This window comes from Pseudomonas sp. efr-133-TYG-103a, from assembly GCF_030209235.1.
Taxonomy (GTDB): Bacteria; Pseudomonadota; Gammaproteobacteria; order Pseudomonadales; family Pseudomonadaceae; genus Aquipseudomonas.
In genome coordinates this window covers 102235-120825 of record NZ_JARVSK010000015.1, presented here as the reverse complement: position 1 = coordinate 120825, position 18591 = coordinate 102235, and the positions used below count along the sequence as shown (strand labels likewise).

Sequence of the window (18591 nt, the reverse complement as noted above, 5' to 3'; positions counted from 1 at the left end):
ATGGCCGCCGTAGAGGCGAAATCATGAAGACGACCATTGAATTGCCTCTTTTGCCATTGCGCGATGTCGTGGTTTATCCGCATATGGTTATCCCACTGTTCGTGGGGCGCGAGAAGTCCATCGAGGCCCTTGAGGCCGCGATGACAGGTGACAAGCAGATCCTGCTGCTCGCGCAAAGAAACCCTGCAGACGATGATCCTGGTGAAGACGCTCTTTATAGCGTGGGTACGATTGCAACCGTGTTGCAGTTGCTCAAACTGCCTGACGGCACTGTCAAAGTGCTGGTCGAAGGCGAGCAACGCGGCTCTGTCGAGCGTTTCATCGAGGTCGACGGCCATTGCCGCGCCGAAGTGGCGCTGATCGACGAAGTCGATGCCCCGGACCGTGAATCCGAAGTGTTCGTGCGCAGCCTGTTGGCGCAGTTCGAACAATATGTGCAGTTGGGCAAAAAAGTCCCGGCTGAAGTCCTGTCTTCGCTCAACAGCATCGATGAGCCAGGCCGTCTGGTCGATACCATGGCCGCTCACATGGCGCTGAAGATCGAGCAGAAGCAGGAGATCCTTGAGATCATCGATTTGCCGGCCCGCGTCGAACACGTGCTGGCGCTGCTGGATGCCGAAATCGACCTGCTCCAGGTCGAGAAGCGCATTCGTGGCCGGGTCAAAAAGCAAATGGAGCGCAGTCAGCGCGAGTACTACCTGAATGAGCAGATGAAGGCCATTCAGAAAGAGCTCGGCGACAGCGACGAAGGCCACAACGAGATCGAGGAGCTGAAAAAGCGTATCGATGCCGCTGGCCTGCCAAAAGACGCCATGACCAAGGCCACCGCCGAGCTGAACAAGCTCAAGCAGATGTCGCCGATGTCCGCGGAAGCGACGGTCGTTCGTTCCTACATCGACTGGCTCGTCCAGGTGCCGTGGAAAGCGCAAAGCAAGGTGCGTCTGGACCTGGCGCGGGCTGAAGACATCCTCGATGCCGACCACTACGGTCTGGAAGAAGTCAAAGAACGCATCCTCGAATACCTCGCCGTGCAGAAGCGCGTGAAGAAGATTCGTGGCCCGGTGCTGTGCCTGGTCGGTCCTCCGGGCGTGGGTAAGACCTCGCTTGCCGAGTCGATTGCCCACGCGACCAATCGCAAATTCGTGCGCATGGCGCTCGGTGGTGTGCGTGACGAGGCCGAGATTCGCGGCCATCGCCGCACCTACATCGGTTCGATGCCTGGTCGTCTGATTCAGAAGATGACCAAGGTGGGCGTGCGCAACCCGCTGTTCCTGCTGGACGAAATCGACAAGATGGGCAGCGACATGCGCGGTGATCCCGCGTCTGCGTTGCTGGAAGTGCTCGATCCCGAGCAGAACCACAATTTCAACGATCACTATCTGGAAGTCGATTACGACCTGTCCGATGTGATGTTCCTCTGCACCGCGAACTCGATGAATATTCCTGCGGCCCTGCTGGACCGCATGGAAGTGATCCGTCTGCCGGGTTACACCGAAGACGAGAAGATCAACATCGCCACCAAGTACCTCTCGCCCAAGCAGATCGCTGCCAACGGCCTGAAGAAGGGCGAAATCGAGTTCGAAGAAGAGGCCATACGCGACATTATCCGGTATTACACACGTGAAGCCGGTGTGCGTAGCCTCGAGCGTCAGATCGCCAAGGTCTGCCGCAAGGCGGTCAAGGAACACGCCCACGAGAAGCGTTTCACTGTCGTGGTCACCGCCGCGATGCTGGAAAACTTCCTCGGCGTACGCAAATTCCGCTACGGTCTGGCCGAACAACAGGACCAGATCGGTCAAGTGACAGGTCTTGCCTGGACTCAGGTCGGGGGTGAGTTGCTGACGATCGAAGCGGCCGTCGTGCCGGGCAAGGGTCAGTTGATCAAGACCGGTTCGCTGGGCGATGTGATGGTCGAATCGATCACTGCTGCGCTGACGGTTGTACGCAGTCGTGCCAAGAGTCTGGGCATTCCTCTGGACTTCCACGAGAAGCGCGACACGCACATCCACATGCCGGAAGGCGCGACGCCCAAAGACGGCCCTAGCGCGGGTGTAGGCATGTGCACGGCGCTGGTTTCAGCGCTGACACAGATCCCTGTTCGTGCGGATGTCGCAATGACGGGTGAAATCACCCTGCGTGGTCAGGTTCTGGCAATTGGCGGTTTGAAGGAAAAACTGCTGGCCGCTCACCGTGGTGGAATTAAAACGGTGATCATCCCGGAAGAAAACGTACGGGATTTGAAAGAAATTCCGGACAATATCAAGCAGGATCTGCAGATCAAACCGGTTAAATGGATTGACGAAGTCCTGCAAATTGCGCTGCAATACGCGCCGGAGCCCTTGCCGGATGTGGCTCCGGAGATGGTTGCAAAGGATGAAAAACGCGAGTCCGATTCCAAGGAAAGAATTAGCACGCATTAGTCTGGGGGGCCTTCCTTGACAGCTTTTTAGAGCCCTTGTTATAAAGCGGCTCTTCAAGCCTCATCAGGCCATACAGTGTTCGTTTGGCTACACCAAAAAACTTAGAAATATACTCAATATAGACATAAGGGGACTTAGAGTGAACAAGTCGGAACTGATTGATGCTATCGCCGCATCCGCTGACATCCCGAAAGCTGCTGCTGGCCGTGCGCTGGACGCAGTAATCGAATCCGTCACTGGCGCTCTTAAGGCTGGCGACTCTGTTGTACTGGTTGGCTTCGGCACTTTCTCCGTGACTGATCGTCCTGCTCGTACCGGCCGTAACCCACAGACCGGTAAGACTCTGGAAATCCCGGCTGCCAAGAAACCAGGCTTCAAAGCCGGTAAAGCTCTGAAAGAAGCAGTCAACTAAGTTTCTTTTTTACCTTTGCCCGCCCGCAACAGGGTTATTCTGTTCGGGTCGTGAAGCGGCAAGTGCGGTTGGTCAAGCGCTGGCCTGTCACCTCAGGGGACGCAATTGCGAACCCTGTCCGCTTTACACGTAAGTTACGAGAAGGCGCATCCTCGGATGCGCCTTTCTTCTATCCGGATTTCACCCACGCTCCGCTCCGTGTGTCGCAGCTTTGAGAGTCGAGTACAACCCTCTGGGGGACGCATGCTGCAGAATATCAGGGACAATTCACAAGGCTGGATTGCCAAGACTATTATCGGGGTCATCATGGCCCTGATGGCGCTGACGGGTTTCGATGCCATTTTCAGGGCCACGGGCCATTCTCAGGATGCCGCGAAGGTCAATGGCGACGAGATCACACAGGTCGAGTTGGGCCAGGCCGTTGAAATGCAGCGCCGTCAGCTGATGCAACAGCTGGGCAAGGATTTCGACCCGGCGATGCTCAACGAGCAGATGCTGCGTGATTCGGCCCTCAAAGGCCTGATGGATCGCAAGTTGCTGCTGCAAGGCGCAGCCGACGCCAAGTTCGGCTTTTCCGAGGCCTCGCTGGATCAGCAGATCCTGTTGACGCCCGAGTTTCAGGTGGACGGCAAATTCAACGCCGATCGTTTCGACCAGGTCGTGCGTCAGCTGGGCTACAGCCGCATGCAGTTCCGCGAGATCCTCGGTCAGGAAATGCTGATCGGTCAGGTGCGCGCCGGCATTGGCGGCAGTGCCTTCGTCACCGATGCTCAGGTGGATGCCTTCGCGCGTCTGGAGAAGCAAACGCGCGACTTCGCCACGCTGACGCTGCCTGCCGATCCGTCGAATGTGAAAGTCACCGACGACGAGGTCAAGGCGCACTACGACCAGCACGCCAAAGAGTTTCTGAGCCCTGAACAGGTCGTCCTCGATTACATCGAGCTGAAGAAATCCTCGTTCTTCGACAAGGTGTCGGTGAAGGACGAAGACCTGCAAGCGGCCTATCAGAAAGAAATCTCCAACCTGGCCGAACAGCGTCGCGCTGCGCACATCCTGATTGAAGTCAACGACAAGACCAGCGATGCGCAGGCGAAAGCCAAGATCGAAGAGATTCAGCAGCGTCTGGCCAAAGGCGAGGATTTCGCCGCGCTGGCCAAGGAGTTTTCGCAGGACCCGGGCTCGTCGAGCAAAGGCGGTGACCTGGGTTACGCCGGTAAAGGCGTTTACGATCCGGCCTTCGAAGACGCACTGTACGCGCTGAACAAAAATCAGGTATCGACCCCGGTTCGCAGCCAGTTCGGCTGGCACCTGATCAAGTTGCTGGGTGTCGAGGCACCATCGGTTCCGTCGTTCGTCAGTCTGAAGGACAAACTGACTCACGATCTGAAGTCGCTGCAGGTTGAGCAGAAGTACGTCGATGCCAGCAAGAAATTGCAGGACGCCGCGTATGAAGCTTCCGATCTGGTTCAGCCGGCTCAGGACCTGGGCCTGAAGGTTCAGACCACTGCGCCGTTCGGCCGTGAAGGCGGGGAAGGCATCGCGGCCAATCGTGCCGTGATCCAGGCCGCGTTCAGTCAGGAAGTGATGGAAGAGGGTTCCAACAGTTCCGCGCTCGAGCTTGATCCGGAGACGGTGGTTGTCGTGCACGTTAAGGAGCATCGTCAGCCTGAGCAGTTGCCACTGGAGGCGGTCGCTGCGCCTATTCGCGCGCAATTGACCAAAGACCACGCCAGCGAGGCTGTAAAGGCCAAGGGCGAGGCGCTGCTGGCAGGTCTGCGTGACGGCAAGGTTCCGTATGCGGCGACCAAGCAGGAAGGTCAGAGCTGGAAGGTCGTGGAAGCGGCTTCGCGCAGTCAGGAGGGCGTTGATCCTCAGGTCTTGCAGGCGCTGTTCCGCATGCCCAAGCCTGAAGGCAAGGACAAGCCGGTCTATGGCAGTCTGACGGCCGCCGATGGAAGCTTCGTGATTGTGCGCCTCAATGGCGTGAATCAGGCAGCGCCGGCGACCGATGCCGAGAAGACGCAGTACCGTCGCTTCCTAGCGTCCCGCGAGGGCCGTCAGGACTTCGAGTCGTATCAGGCGCAGTTGCAATCGGCGGCGAAGATCGAGAAGTACTGATCGTCGCGTCCCGCTGAAAATGAAAAGCCCCGGCTCGTGAGAGTCGGGGCTTTTGTTGACAGGTGATTGCAGTGGCTTTGCGACGATGCAGGACCGTTCAGCCGAAGCCAGTTCCAGTGAGCACTGCCTACAAACCGTAGGACCGGCTTCAGCCGAAAAGCCACCGATCCTGACATCCAAAAAAAAAACGGCAGGCCATTCAGCACATCGCTGACTGACCCACCGTCATCGCCGGCGAGCCGGCGTCTACAGGAACGGCACTGACGCTAACGCATCAACCTTCCAGATCACCCATCGCCGTGGTGTTGAAGCCACCGTCGACGTACATGATTTCACCGCTGACACCGGACGCCAGGTCCGAGCACAGGAATGCGCCGGCGTTACCGACTTCATCGATGGTCACGTTACGACGCAGAGGCGTCTGCGCTTCGTTGGCGTCGAGCATCTTGCGGAAGTTCTTGATGCCGGAAGCGGCGAGGGTCCGGATCGGACCTGCCGAAACCGCGTTGACCCGAGTACCGTCCGGGCCCAGGCTGCGTGCCAGGTAACGTACGCCCGCTTCCAGGCTGGCTTTGGCCATGCCCATCACGTTGTAGTTCGGCATGGTGCGCTCGGCGCCCAGGTAAGACAGGGTCAACAGGCTGCCATTGCGGCCTTTCATCAGTTCGCGGCCAGCCTTGGCCAGGGCCACGAAGCTGTAGGCGCTGATGTCGTGAGCGATACGGAAGCCATCACGGGTGGTGGCTTGGGTGAAGTCGCCATCCAGCTGGTCGCCCGGCGCGAAGCCGACCGAGTGCACGATGCAGTCCAGGCCGTCCCACTTCTTGCTCAGCTCTTCGAAGACCTTGGCGATTTCTTCATCGCTGGCCACGTCGCAAGGGAAGCACAGTTCAGCGTTCGAACCCCAGCCAGCAGCGAATTCTTCCACGCGGCCTTTGAGTTTTTCGTTCTGGTAGGTGAAGGCAAGCTCAGCGCCCTCGCGATGCATGGCGGCAGCGATGCCGGATGCGATGGACAGTTTGCTGGCGACACCGACGATCAGGACGCGCTTACCGGCGAGAAAACCCATGGTTTGTTCCTCTTCAGGTTAATCGACAGCTGCCGGCGCCAGGAAGGCGGCCTCCAGCAGCTGCTGTGTATAAGGATGTTGCGGTGCGGCGAAGATGTCCTCTGCCACACCCTGTTCGACCACTTGGCCTTGTTTGACCACCATCAGTTGGTGGCTCAACGCTTTGACTACCGCCAGGTCATGGCTGATAAACAAATACGTCAGGTTGTACTTGGTTTGCAGGGAGCGCAAAAGCTCCACCACTTGACGCTGAACGGTGCGGTCGAGGGCCGAAGTCGGCTCGTCCAGCAAAATCAGCGCCGGTTTTAACACTAATGCCCGGGCTATGGCGATCCTTTGCCGTTGCCCACCGGAAAACTCGTGGGGATAGCGGTGCCGGGTTTCCGGGTCCAGACCGACCTCCTTGAGCGCCGCAACCACCGCCGCCTCCTGTTCCACCGGCGTGCCGATCTTGTGGATGCGCAGGCCCTCGCCAACGATGTCACACACCGACATGCGCGGGCTCAGGCTGCCGAACGGGTCCTGAAACACCACCTGCATCTGCCGCCGCAGCGGTCGAACCTGATGCTGATTGAGCGTCGACAGCGACTGACCATGAAAGCGTATCTCGCCCTCACTGCGAATCAATCGAAGAATCGCCAGACCCAGCGTCGATTTGCCCGAGCCGCTTTCACCGACAATCCCCAGCGTCTGGCCCTTGGGCAGACTGAAGTGGATGCCGTCGACTGCTTTGACGTGATCGACGGTCCGCTTGAACACGCCTTTCTTGATCGGGAACCAGACTTTCAGGTCCTCGACTTCCAGCATCGGCGCGCCCGGCGCATTGTCCGAAGGTCCGCCCTTGGGCTCGGCGCTGAGCAGCTCGACGGTGTACGGATGCTGCGGTGCGCGGAACAGCTCCTCGCACGATGCCTGTTCGACGATGCAACCGCGCTGCATGACACATACTCGGTCAGCTATTTGTCGAACCACGTTCAAATCGTGACTGATCAGCAACAGCGCCATGCCCAGCCGGCCCTGTAATTCTTTCAGCAGCTTGAGGATTTTCAGCTGAACGGTGACGTCCAGCGCGGTCGTCGGTTCGTCGGCGATCAGCAGCTCAGGCTCATTGGCCAGCGCCATGGCAATCATCACGCGCTGTCGCTGGCCGCCGGACAATTCGTGAGGCAGCGCCTTGAGCCGCTTCAACGGTTCGGGAATGCCGACCAGTTCGAGCAGTTCAAGGGTGCGACGCGTCGCCGCTTTGCCGGTCAGGCCTTTGTGCAGGCCAAGAACCTCGTTGATCTGCTTTTCGATGGACTGCAGCGGATTGAGCGACGTCATCGGCTCTTGAAAGATCATCGCGATGCGATTGCCGCGAATCGCCCGCATGCGTTTCTCGCTGGCGGTCAACAGGTCGTGGCCACCATACCGGATCGTGCCGGACGGGTGCCGGGCCAGCGGGTAGGGCAGAAGTCGCAGAATCGAATGGGCGGTGACCGACTTGCCCGAACCGCTTTCGCCGACGAGCGCCAGGGTCTCGCCCTTACGGATATCGAAGCTGATGCCTTCGACCACGCGCTGAGTGTTCTGGCCTGCGACGAACTCGACGGCCAGGTCGCGGATTTCGATCAGATTGTCCTGATTCATCTCATTTCCTCGGGTCGAATGCGTCACGGGCGGATTCGCCGATGAACACCAGCAGACTCAACATGATCGCCAGCACGGCAAAGGCACTGATGCCCAGCCACGGCGCCTGCAGGTTGGATTTGCCCTGCGCGACCAGTTCGCCCAGCGAGGGGGAGCCGGCAGGCAGGCCGAAACCCAGGAAGTCCAGCGCGGTCAGTGTGCCGATCGCGCCGGTGAGGATGAAAGGCATGAAGGTCATGGTCGAGACCATGGCGTTGGGCAGGATGTGGCGGAACATGATCGCGCCGTTCTGCATCCCCAGCGCTCGCGCCGCGCGCACGTACTCCAGGTTGCGACCACGCAGGAATTCGGCGCGCACGACATCCACCAGGCTCATCCAGGAGAACAGCAGCATGATGCCCAGCAGCCACCAGAAATTGGGCTGCACGAAGCTGGCCAGGATGATCAGCAGATAAAGCACGGGCAGGCCGGACCAGATCTCCAGAAAGCGCTGGCCGACCAGATCGACCCAGCCACCGTAGAAGCCTTGCAGGGCGCCGGCGATGACGCCGATGACGGAGCTGAGCACGGTCAGCGTCAGGGCGAACAGCACCGACACCCGGAAGCCATAGATCACCCGCGCGAGCACGTCACGTCCCTGATCATCGGTGCCGAGCAGGTTATCCCGCGAGGGCGGCGCAGGCGCCGGGACTTTCAGGTCGTAGTTGATGCTCTGATAACTGAACGGGATCGGCGCCCACAGCGTCCAGCCGCCCTTGGCCGCGAGCAGCTCCTTGATGTACGGGCTCTTGTAGTTGGCCTCCAGCGGGAATTCGCCGCCGAACGTGGTTTCCGGGTAGCGCTCGAACACCGGGAAATACCATTGACCGTCGTAACGCACGGCGAGGGGCTTGTCGTTGGCGATCAACTCGGCGCCCAGGCTTGCGCCGAACAGGATCAGGAACAGCCACAGCGACCACCAGCCGCGCTTGTTGGCTTTGAAGCGTTCGAAACGGCGTCGATTGAGAGGGGACAACGTCATATCAATGATCCCTGCGGTCGAAGTCGATACGTGGGTCAACCAGCGTGTAGGTCAGGTCGCCGATCAGCTTCACCACCAGGCCCAGCAAGGTGAAGATGAACAGGGTGCCGAACACCACCGGGTAATCGCGGTTGATCGCGGCTTCAAAGCTCATCAGGCCCAGGCCGTCGAGGGAAAAGATCACTTCGACCAGCAACGAGCCGGTGAAGAAAATGCCAATGAATGCCGACGGGAAACCAGCGATCACCAACAGCATCGCGTTGCGGAATACGTGCCCGTACAGCACGCGGCGCTGGGTCAGCCCTTTGGCTTTGGCGGTGATCACGTACTGCTTGCCGATTTCATCGAGGAAGCTGTTTTTGGTCAGCAGGGTCATGGTGGCGAAGTTACCGATCACCAGCGCGGTGATTGGCAGCACCAGGTGCCAGAAGTAATCGCCCACCTTGCCCAGCCAACTTAATTCGTCGAAGTTGCTGGAAGTCAGGCCGCGCAGCGGGAACCAGTCGAAATAGCTGCCGCCGGCAAATACCACGATCAACAGGATGGCGAACAGAAACGCTGGAATAGCGTAGCCGACGATGATTGCCGAACTGGTCCAGACGTCAAAGTGGCTGCCGTGACGCGTGGCCTTGGCGATGCCCAGCGGAATCGACACCAGGTACATGATCAGCGTGCTCCACAGTCCCAGTGAGATCGAGACCGGCATCTTCTCGACGATCAGATCGATGACCTTGGCGTCGCGAAAGAAGCTGTCGCCGAAGTCCAGGCGGGCGTAGTTCTTGACCATGATCCACAAGCGTTCCGGCGCCGACTTGTCGAAGCCGTACATGTGCTCGATTTCCTTGATCAGCGCCGGGTCCAGCCCTTGTGCGCCACGATAGGTCGAGCCCGCCACCGAGACCTCGGCGCCGCCGCCGGCGATGCGGCTGGTGGCGCCCTCGAAGCCTTCGAGCTTGGCGATCATCTGTTCCACCGGGCCGCCCGGCGCGGCCTGGATGATCACGAAGTTGATCAGCAGAATGCCGAACAGGGTCGGCACGATCAGCAGCAAGCGCCGCAGAATGTACGCCAGCATGTTATTGCTCCGTGCCCTTGGAGGGTTCCGCTTCAGGCGTGGTCGGCCCGGCGTCGGTCTGCACCGGAATGGCCGGCGTCGCATCCGGCTTGACCCACCAGGTCATGGTGCCGATGTCGTACAGCGGCGACTTGGCCGGATGGCCCAGATGGTCCCAGTAAGCCAGACGCCAGGTCTTGATGTGCCAGTTGGGGATCACGTAGTAGCCCCACAGCAGCGCGCGATCCAGCGCGCGGGCGTGATCGATCAGGCTTTGCCGGGAGTCGGCATTGATCAGGCCGCTGACCAGCGTGTCGACTGCAGGATCCTTGAGCCCGATCAGGTTATAACTGCCCGGCCGGTCCGCCGCCGACGAGTCCCAGTATTCGCGCTGTTCGTTGCCGGGCGAACTGGACTGCGGGAAGCTGCCGACAATCATGTCGTAGTCGCGCGAGCGTCGGCGGGTGATGTACTGCGACACGTCGACGCGACGGATTTCCAGATTGATGCCGATGTCCGCCAGGTTGCGCTTGAACGGCAGCAGCACACGCTCGAATTCGGTCTGGGCCAGCAGGAACTCGATGCTGACCGGCTTGCCTTCGGTGTCGACCATCTTGTCGCCGACGATCTTCCAGCCAGCTTCCTTGAGCAGGGCGAACGCCTTGCGCTGCTGCTCGCGAATGATCCCGCTGCCGTCGGTGACCGGCAACTTGAATTCTTCGGTAAACAGCGGCGCAGGCAGTTTGTCGCGCAGCGGTTCGAGGATCTTCAGCTCGGCGGGCGAAGGCAGGCCGCGGGAGGCCATGTCGGAGTTGTCGAAATAGCTCTTCGTGCGCGTGTAAGTGCCAAAGAACAGCTGTTTGTTAGTCCATTCGAAGTCCAGCAGCAGGCTCAGTGCCTGACGCACGCGGGCATCCTGAAACATCGGTTTGCGCAGGTTGAAGATGAAACCCTGCATGCCCTGCGGGTTGCCATTGGGAATCTCTTCCTTGACCAGCCGGCCTTCCTTGACCGCCGGTACGTCGTAGGCAGTCGCCCAGTTCTTGGCGGTCATCTCCTGCCAGAAATCGAATGCGCCCGCCTTCAGCGCTTCCAGGGCAACCGTGTTGTCGCGGTAATAGTCAGTGGACAGCTTGTCGAAGTTGTAAAAACCCTTATTGACCGGCAGGTCCTTGCCCCAGTAATCCTTGACCCGCTCGTAGCGCACCGAGCGTCCGGCCTTGACCTCAGCGACCTTGTACGGCCCGCTGCCCAGCGGGATTTCAAGATTGCCTTTGCTGAAATCACGGGTGGCCCACCAATGCTTGGGCAGCACCGGCAACTGGCCGATGATCAACGGCAGCTCGCGGTTATCGGTGTGTTTGAACTTGAATAGCACCGTCAGCGGGTTTTCCGCGACCGCCTGATCGACATCGGCGTAATAGCTGCGGTAGAGCGGGGAGCCATCCTTGATCAGGGTTTCGAAGCTGAAGACCACGTCTTCGGCGCGCACCGGGTGGCCGTCGTTGAATTTCGCCTGAGGCCGCAGATAGAAACGTACCCAGCTGTTATCGGGGGCTTTTTCGATTTTCTCGGCGATCAGGCCGTATTCAGTGAAGGGTTCATCCAGGCCCTGGCGCATCAGCGTGTCGTAGATCAGGCCGATGTCATCGGCGGGCACGCCTTTGCTGATGAACGGGTTGAGACTGTCGAAACCACCGAAGCCTGCGCTGCGCAGAATCCCGCCCTTTGGCGCATCGGGATTCACATAATCGAAATGCTTGAAGTCGGCCGGGTATTTGGGCGCTTCGTTGTAAAGCGTGATGGCGTGTTGCGGCGCCGCCTGCGACGGGCAGGCCACGCCGAGCAACAGCGGGGCGAGCAGAAACAGGCCGCCAGCCCGCAGTGAGCGCAAGGCAGTCATGGGTTTTTCTCCGAAGGCTTGAGCCACCACGCGCGCAGCCCCAGCGTATAGGGCGGGGTGGTGATCATGGCAAACCGGTTGCGGTAGGCCAGACGATGATTGTTGAGGTACCAGTTGGGGATCATGTAATGCTGCCAGAGCAACACCCGGTCCAGGGCTTTGGTCGCCGCCACCTGGTCATCGCGGGTTTTTGCGGCCAGCAGCCGGTTGAGCAGGTTGTCCACCACAGGATTGGCGACGCCGGCGTAGTTCTTGCTGCCTTTGACATTGGCCTGACTGGAATGGAAATACTGCCACTGCTCAAGGCCCGGGCTGAGCGTCTGGTTCAAAGTCATCAGAATCATGTCGAAATCGAACTGGTCCAGGCGCTGTTTGTATTGAGCGCGATCAACCGTGCGCAGATGTGCATCGACGCCGATTCGCGTGAGGTCTTCGATGTAGGGCTGCAGGATTCGTTCTAGATTCGGATTGACCAGAAGTATTTCGAAACGCAACGGCTGGCCATCGCGGTTTATCAGGCCTCGGTCGGTGAAATGCCAGCCGGCTTCGGCGAGCAGACCCAGGGCTTTGCGAATGGTGTCGCGCGGCACGCCGCCGCCATCGGTTTTCGAAACCGTGAATGGCTGCGTGAACAATATGGGCGGCAGTTGCTCGCGATAGGGCGCAAGTTCCAGAAACTCGCGACCGGCCGGCACATCGGTCGCGGAAAATTCACTGTTGGGGTAGTAACTGGTCGAGCGCTGGTAGGCGTTGTTGAACAGCGTGCGGTTGGTCCACTCGAAGTTGAACATCAGCCCCAACGCCTCACGTACCCTGATGTCGGCGAAGTTGCCGCGTCGGGTGTTCATGAACAGTCCCTGAGTCTGGGTCGGGATCTGATGGGCGATCTGCGCCTTGATCACGCTGCCGCTGGCCACGGCCGGAAAATCGTAGCCGGTGAACCAGTTCTTGGCCTGATGTTCGATGTAGATGTCGAATTCACCCGCCTTGAATGCCTCGAAGGCAACGTCCGCGTCGCGGTAAAACTCGACCTCGACCCGGTTGAAGTTGTACTTGCCGCGGTTGACCGGCAGGTCTTTGCCCCAATAATCCTTGACCCGCTCGAACACCAGGCTGCGGCCCGGACGCACCTGAGTGATGCGATAGGGGCCGCTGCCCAGCGGCGGTTCGAACGTGGTCGCCTTGAAATCGCGATTCTTCCAGTAATGCTGCGGCAGCACGGGCAGCTCGCCGAGGCGCAGAATCAGCAATGGATTGCCGGACCGCTTGAACACGAAACGGATGCGGTGACGGTTGAGAATGTCCACCCGCTGCACTTCCTGAAGCGCCGTGCGGTATTGAGGGTGACCGTCTTTCAGCAGCGTTCTGTAGGAAAAGGCGACGTCGTAGGCCGTAATCGGCTTGCCGTCATGGAAGCGCGCCTCAGGCCGCAGGTTGAAGACGACCCAGCTACGGTCCTCGCTGTACTCGACGGACCTGGCGATCAGGCCATAACTGGATGTCGGCTCGTCGCCGGAAGGGTCGTACTGGCCGGTGCCGACCATCAGCGGCTCGTTCAGCTCGTTGACGCCATACTGGCCGAAATTCGGCGTCGAGATCGGGCTGCTGCCCTTGAAGGTGTAGGGGTTGAGCGTGTCGAAGGTACCGTTCGCCATAATTCGCAAGGTGCCAGCCTTCGGCGCCTCGGGATTGACCCAGTCGAAGTGAGTGAAGCTGGCCGGATACTTGAGAACGCCGAACTGTGCATAACCATGGCTTTCGCTGATGGTCGCGGCGGCTGTCGTGCTCAAGACCAGGCTGAAAATCAGCAGCAGGGTGCGTATCAAGTCGGCGTTCGATCCAGGCAGCGGTCGGTCACAGTAACAGCTTGTATGGGCTGGAAAAAGGGTCGTCTTGGATGCTCGCCTGTTGCAGCGCGCTTGCCCGCGAACACGGTATGCCTATGACACATCTGTCGTTTGACACACCGCAATCGCGGCAAGCGCGCCCCTACAAAGAGACCGTTCTGCGCGCGGGCAATCGGTAAATGCTGTTCGGTGTTGCGCCAATCAATGCGGCAGATAAACCGTCAGCGTCTGGCCCGGCTTCAGCGCCTGTCCGCTGCGTGGATTCCAGCGCTTGAGGTGCTGCATTTCAACGTTGAACCGCTTGGCCACCAGATACAGCGAATCCCCTTTCTGGATCTTGTACTGCATGGATTTCTTGTCGGCGTCCTCGCCCTTGGCAGTGCCGGTGTCGGCTTTGGCGACCGCGCGGGTGCTGGCCTTGGCTGGCTTGCTGTTGTCTTGCATCACCAGCGTCTGACCGACTTTCAGGTTGTAGCCGGACAGTTTGTTCCAGTGCTGCAGATCCTTGACTTCAACCTTGTTGATCCGGGCGATCTGCCCGAGGTTGTCGCCCTTTTTCACTTTATAGGTGCGGGTGCGCGCAGGCTTCTCATCGACTTCGGCGACTTCTTCGAACACCGGCAGCGTGGTTTTCATGCCCGGCTGGACCGGAATGGTCAACGCCATGCCACGCTTGAGGTGGTTGCTGGACAGCTTGTTCAGGTCCTTCAACGTGCCGGTCGAGACTTTATAGCGACTGGCGATGCTCGCCAGGCTGTCGCCCGGACGTACGCGGTACTGCTGCCAGTCCACCAGCTCTTCGGGTTTCATGTTCGACAGGCTGGCGGTCAACAGTTGCGATTTTGACGTCGGCACCAGCAAGTGCTGCGGGCCGTCGATGGTCAGGCGTTTCTTGAAGGCGGGGTTGAGCTGCATCAGCTCGTCTTCGTCGATGTCGGCCATTTGCGCGACCTTGGTCAGGTCCATGCGCTGATTCAGCTCGACGACTTCGAAGTAAGGCTTGTTGTCGATGGGGTTCAGGTTGACCCCGTAGGCCTGCGGCGACATCACCACCTGCGATAGCGCCAGCAGTTTAGGCACGTAGTCACGGGTTTCCTGCGGCAGTGGCAGGTTCCAGTAATCGGTGGGCAGGTTGAGCCGTTCATTGCGCTCGATGGCGCGGCTGACCGTGCCTTCACCGGCGTTGTAGGCTGCAAGTGCCAGCAGCCAGTCGCCGTTGAACATGTCATGCAGCTTGGTCAGGTAGTCCAGCGCCGCAGTGGTGGACGCCGTGATATCGCGACGGCCATCGTAGAAGTTGGTCTGGCGCAGGTTGAAATAGCGGCCGGTGGACGGGATGAACTGCCAGATCCCGGCGGCATCGCTGCGCGACAGGGCCATCGGGTTGTAGGCGCTCTCGATCACCGGCAGCAGTGCCAGTTCCAGCGGCATGTTGCGTTCTTCCAGGCGCTCGACGATGTAGTGCATGTACAGGCTGCCACGCTCACCGGCTGTTTCGAGAAACGACGGGTTGTTGGCGAACCACAGGCGCTGCTGGTCGATCCGCGGGTTGAGGTCGTTGCCGTCCTGCAATTGAAAGCCCTGGCGCATGCGTTCCCAGACGTCATGGGGCGGGGCCAGTGGCGCAGGCTTGCGCGCCACGAAAACCGGTTTTGGCTTCGGTACGGCAGGGGAGTGGGAAGCGTTCGTGGAGCCGGCAGGCTCCAGGCTGCTGGTGGTCTGGCAGCCCGCCAGAGTGGCGCTCGCGACCACCGCGATCGCCTGCGCTAACCGAGTCAATGCGTCGGAATTAAAGGTTCTGCGTATAGATGACGACATTGGCTGGGGGATAGTTCCAGTCGAAAATGTCGGGCGATTCTAGAAAGCGTCTTGAGAACGGTCAACCTTTCAGAATTTTCGTACCGATTCGCCACCCGTTTAGAACTTATCTTTCCATGCGCGCAGGGCCGCAAAAACCGCTGCAGGCGATGCGTTGTCTGTACCGGTCCGTTCGTCTGCTTTTTGTTTCACAGCGTCGATCGACACGCGTAGAAACGGATTGGTCCTGCGCTCGAGGGCAAGGTTCGAAGGCAGGGTGATGCGGTTTTGTTCACGCAGCCGCGTGACCTCCTCGAAACGCCCCGTGACGTCGGGGTTTTCTGGCTCGACCGCGACGGCGAAACGCAGGTTGCTGAGCGTGTACTCATGGGCGCAGTACACCAGGGTGCTGTCGGGCAGCGCGCCCAGACGACCGAGGGAGTGGTGCATCTGCTCCGGCGTGCCCTCGAACAGGCGACCGCAACCGGCCGCGAACAGGGTGTCGCCACTGAACAGCAAAGGCTGTCGTGGATCGTCGTGGTAGAAGGCGATGTGGCCCAGGGTGTGGCCAGGAACCGCATGGACGACGAAGGCCAGGCCGAGTACGGTGAGATGATCGTTGTCGGACAGCGCGACATCCCTGGCCGGGATTTTCTCGTTGGCCGGACCGTAAACGGTGGCGCCCGTCTGACGCTTGAGCTGTTCGACACCGCCGGTATGGTCGGCGTGATGATGGGTGATCAGAATGTCGCTCAACTGCCACTCTGGATTGCGCTGCAGCCAGGCCTGCACGGGCGCTGCATCACCGGGATCGACCACCGCGCAACGCTTGCTGGCATTGTCTTGTAACAACCAGATGTAGTTATCGTTGAAAGCGGGCAGGGCATCGATCTGTATCATGGCGCGGTTCGCTCGGCTGGAAACAATGAGAGGCATCTTAGAGTCTGAACAGATTCCAGGCGAGCATCTCGCACGGGATCAACTTGCGGGACTACCTCATGGAGACCGGAAATGACCGATGAAGCGTTCGCCCAGGCCGACCCTGAATGGCTTGAGTTGATCAGCGCGGCCCGTGAATGGTTGTCCGGGCCGTTGGGGCAGCTGTTGCTGGAAGAAGAGCGGCGGGTTCTGGAAGAAGAGCTCGAGCGATTCTTTGGCGGCTATCTGGTGCATTACGGGCCTTCGGCGCAGACGCCGCCCGCCGCCAAACAAGTGCAGCGCAACGTGCGCCTCGGTGCCCCGTTGCCGGGCGTTGAAATCGTCTGCGAAGAGCAGGCCTGGCCGCTGAGTGAACATGCCGCCGACGTGGTGGTGATGCAACACGGGCTGGATTTCTGCCTGTCTCCGCATGGCCTGTTGCGCGAGGCGGCCAGCAGCGTGCGCCCCGGAGGCCATCTGCTGATCATCGGAATCAACCCCTGGAGCACGTGGGGCGTGCGTCACTTCTTCACCAATGATGCCTTGCGCCGGGCACGTTGCATCTCGCCGTCGCGCGTCGGCGACTGGCTGAACCTGCTGGGCTTCGCGCTGGAGAAACGTCGCTTCGGGTGCTATCGTCCGCCGCTTGCTTCGCCCAAGTGGCAGTCCCGGCTGTCCGGTCTGGAGCGCCTTGCCGATGGCTGGCAGAGCCCGGGCGGCGGCTTCTATTTATTGGTAGCGCGCAAGCTGGTGGTCGGTCTTCGCCCCGTGCGCATGCCCCGTCGCGAACCGATGGGCAAGCTGTTGCCGCTGCCGATGGCCAAGGTCAACCGGCGCAGTCCCGAGCCTTAGTCCCGGTGCTGCGCGCGCTTTCTCACATCTGGAAAATCCGTAATGAGCGATACCGTAGAACTCTTCTCCGACGGCGCCTGCAAGGGCAACCCCGGTCCCGGCGGCTGGGGCGCCTTGCTGGTGTGCAAAGGCGTGGAAAAGGAACTCTGGGGGGGTGAAGCCAACACCACCAACAACCGCATGGAGCTGCTCGGCGCCATTCGTGGCCTGGAAGAGTTGAAGCGCCCGTGTGAGGTGACGCTGGTGACGGACTCGCAGTACGTCATGAAGGGCATCACCGAGTGGATGCCCAACTGGAAGAAGCGTGGCTGGAAGACGGCGGCCAAGGAGCCGGTGAAAAACGCCGACCTCTGGATGCAACTGGACGAGCAGGTCAACCGCCACAAGGTCACGTGGAAATGGGTCCGCGGTCATATCGGCCATCCTGGCAACGAGCGCGCTGACCAACTGGCCAACCGTGGCGTGGACGAGGTTCGCGGGATCAGGCACGGCTGATGGCCAGCGCCGATGCGTGGTCCGCACTGGGATGTCTGCTGTAGCCGGCCATCACGCGCCGGCTGCCGTGGGAATGAGCTGGCTCACGAACGGGCCACTCCCGCCAGCGGATGCACGGCGCTGAGTTCAGCCTTCTTGGGCACGCGCACCTCAGGTCCTGCATCAGTCAGTCGCCGGCGCGCACATCCCGAAAACTCCCATGCTAATATCCGCGCCTGAAGCTGAGGCGGTAGGCAATGACTGTACAAAATATCATCACTGAACGACGGGTCGTCCTCGACACCGAAACCACCGGTATGCCTGTCACTGACGGCCATCGCGTGATCGAGATCGGCTGCGTCGAGGTCATCGGCCGGCGGTTGACCGGGCGGCACTTCCACGTGTACCTGCAGCCGGACCGGGAAAGTGACGAGGGCGCTATCGGCGTCCACGGCATCACTGACCAGTTCCTGATCGGCAAGCCTCGTTTCGGCGAAGTGGCTGACGAATTCTATGAGTTCATCAAAGGCGCGCAGCTGATCATCCACAACGCGGCGTTCGACGTCGGCTTCCTCAACAACGAGTTTGCCCTGATCGGCCAGCATGATCGGGCTGACTTGGCCAGTTATTGCTCCATCCTCGACACCCTGGCGATGGCCCGCGAACGGCACCCGGGGCAACGCAACAGCCTGGATGCGCTGTGCAAGCGTTACGATGTCGACAACTCCGGTCGCGAGCTGCACGGCGCTTTGCTCGACTCCGAGATCCTCGCGGATGTCTATCTGGCGATGACCGGTGGCCAGACGACGCTGTCGCTGGCAGGGAATAACGATGGCGAGGGTGGCGCGGACCGGCCGACGGAAGTGCGCCACATCCTCAATCGCGCGCCGGGCCGTATTGTCGTGGCGAGCGAAGCGGAGCTGGCCGAGCATGAAGCGCGTCTGGCCGTGATTGCCAAGTCGGCGGGCGCTCCGGCGTTGTGGACGCAGTTGCTCGAGTCTCAGAGCCAGGCTCAGTGATCTCCAGGCGGCGGGCGGCGGGCAGGTCGTTCGGCGCGCGTGATGTAATCTTTCATCG

The 18591-nt window shown here is 60.2% G+C and carries 14 protein-coding genes; 6 read left to right on the top strand and 8 right to left on the bottom strand.

The window, feature by feature from the left end; genetic code table 11:
* Nucleotides 1-23 precede the first annotated feature (23 nt).
* The 3 genes from lon (at nt 24) to QRN36_RS13605 (ending at nt 4950) form a co-directional block, all read left to right on the top strand.
* Nucleotides 24-2420 carry an endopeptidase La gene (gene lon, locus QRN36_RS13615; protein ID WP_093460370.1) on the top strand — a complete coding sequence of 799 codons (2397 nt, stop codon included), beginning with the start codon at nt 24-26 and terminating at the stop codon, nt 2418-2420.
* A gap of 139 nt (nt 2421-2559) precedes the next feature.
* The gene (locus tag QRN36_RS13610) at nt 2560-2832 is read left to right on the top strand and encodes an HU family DNA-binding protein (protein WP_003183171.1); all 273 of its coding nucleotides are present in this window, start codon (nt 2560-2562) and stop codon (nt 2830-2832) included.
* Nucleotides 2833-3075: 243 nt separating this feature from the next.
* The gene (locus QRN36_RS13605; protein ID WP_285424502.1) at nt 3076-4950 is read left to right on the top strand and encodes a SurA N-terminal domain-containing protein; all 1875 of its coding nucleotides are present in this window, start codon (nt 3076-3078) and stop codon (nt 4948-4950) included.
* A 274-nt stretch (nt 4951-5224) separates the two neighbouring features.
* Here QRN36_RS13605 and fabI read toward each other — a convergent pair whose 3' ends face one another.
* The 8 genes from fabI to gloB all read right to left on the bottom strand — a co-directional run bounded on the left by fabI (nt 5225) and on the right by gloB (nt 16170).
* Nucleotides 5225-6019 (bottom strand): enoyl-ACP reductase FabI, encoded by a 795-nt coding sequence (gene fabI, locus QRN36_RS13600; protein ID WP_285424501.1) that lies wholly within the window; start codon nt 6017-6019, stop codon nt 5225-5227.
* Between the two features lie 18 nt (nt 6020-6037).
* On the bottom strand, nt 6038-7648 hold the full coding sequence (locus tag QRN36_RS13595) for an ABC transporter ATP-binding protein (protein WP_285424500.1): 1611 nt from the start codon (nt 7646-7648) through the stop codon (nt 6038-6040).
* Nucleotide 7649: 1 nt separating this feature from the next.
* Entirely contained in the window at nt 7650-8669 is a 1020-nt protein-coding gene (locus QRN36_RS13590; RefSeq protein WP_285424499.1) for an ABC transporter permease, read from the bottom strand.
* A gap of 1 nt (nt 8670) precedes the next feature.
* A complete protein-coding gene (locus tag QRN36_RS13585) occupies nt 8671-9744 on the bottom strand; it encodes a microcin C ABC transporter permease YejB (protein ID WP_093460355.1) in 1074 nt (357 codons plus the stop codon).
* A 1-nt stretch (nt 9745) separates the two neighbouring features.
* Nucleotides 9746-11626: an extracellular solute-binding protein gene (locus QRN36_RS13580; protein ID WP_285424498.1), complete on the bottom strand. Its 1881-nt coding sequence runs from the start codon at nt 11624-11626 to the stop codon at nt 9746-9748.
* Nucleotides 11623-13452: an extracellular solute-binding protein gene (locus QRN36_RS13575; protein WP_285424497.1), complete on the bottom strand. Its 1830-nt coding sequence runs from the start codon at nt 13450-13452 to the stop codon at nt 11623-11625. Before QRN36_RS13575 ends, QRN36_RS13580 begins: the two co-directional genes overlap by 4 nt.
* 222 nt (nt 13453-13674) lie before the next feature.
* Nucleotides 13675-15291, bottom strand: coding sequence for a LysM peptidoglycan-binding domain-containing protein (locus QRN36_RS13570; RefSeq protein WP_285424496.1), 1617 nt, complete (start codon nt 15289-15291; stop codon nt 13675-13677).
* 99 nt (nt 15292-15390) lie between these two features.
* Nucleotides 15391-16170, bottom strand: coding sequence for a hydroxyacylglutathione hydrolase (gloB, locus tag QRN36_RS13565; RefSeq protein WP_285424495.1), 780 nt, complete (start codon nt 16168-16170; stop codon nt 15391-15393).
* Between the two features lie 111 nt (nt 16171-16281).
* Here gloB and QRN36_RS13560 point away from each other — a divergent pair, with 111 nt between their 5' ends.
* The 3 genes from QRN36_RS13560 to dnaQ all read left to right on the top strand — a co-directional run bounded on the left by QRN36_RS13560 (nt 16282) and on the right by dnaQ (nt 18533).
* Nucleotides 16282-17040, top strand: coding sequence for a class I SAM-dependent methyltransferase (locus QRN36_RS13560; RefSeq protein ID WP_093460343.1), 759 nt, complete (start codon nt 16282-16284; stop codon nt 17038-17040).
* Between the two features lie 42 nt (nt 17041-17082).
* Nucleotides 17083-17535 carry a ribonuclease HI gene (gene rnhA, locus QRN36_RS13555; RefSeq protein ID WP_285424494.1) on the top strand — a complete coding sequence of 151 codons (453 nt, stop codon included), beginning with the start codon at nt 17083-17085 and terminating at the stop codon, nt 17533-17535.
* A 254-nt stretch (nt 17536-17789) separates the two neighbouring features.
* Nucleotides 17790-18533, top strand: coding sequence for a DNA polymerase III subunit epsilon (gene dnaQ, locus QRN36_RS13550; protein ID WP_285424529.1), 744 nt, complete (start codon nt 17790-17792; stop codon nt 18531-18533).
* Nucleotides 18534-18591 lie beyond the last annotated feature (58 nt).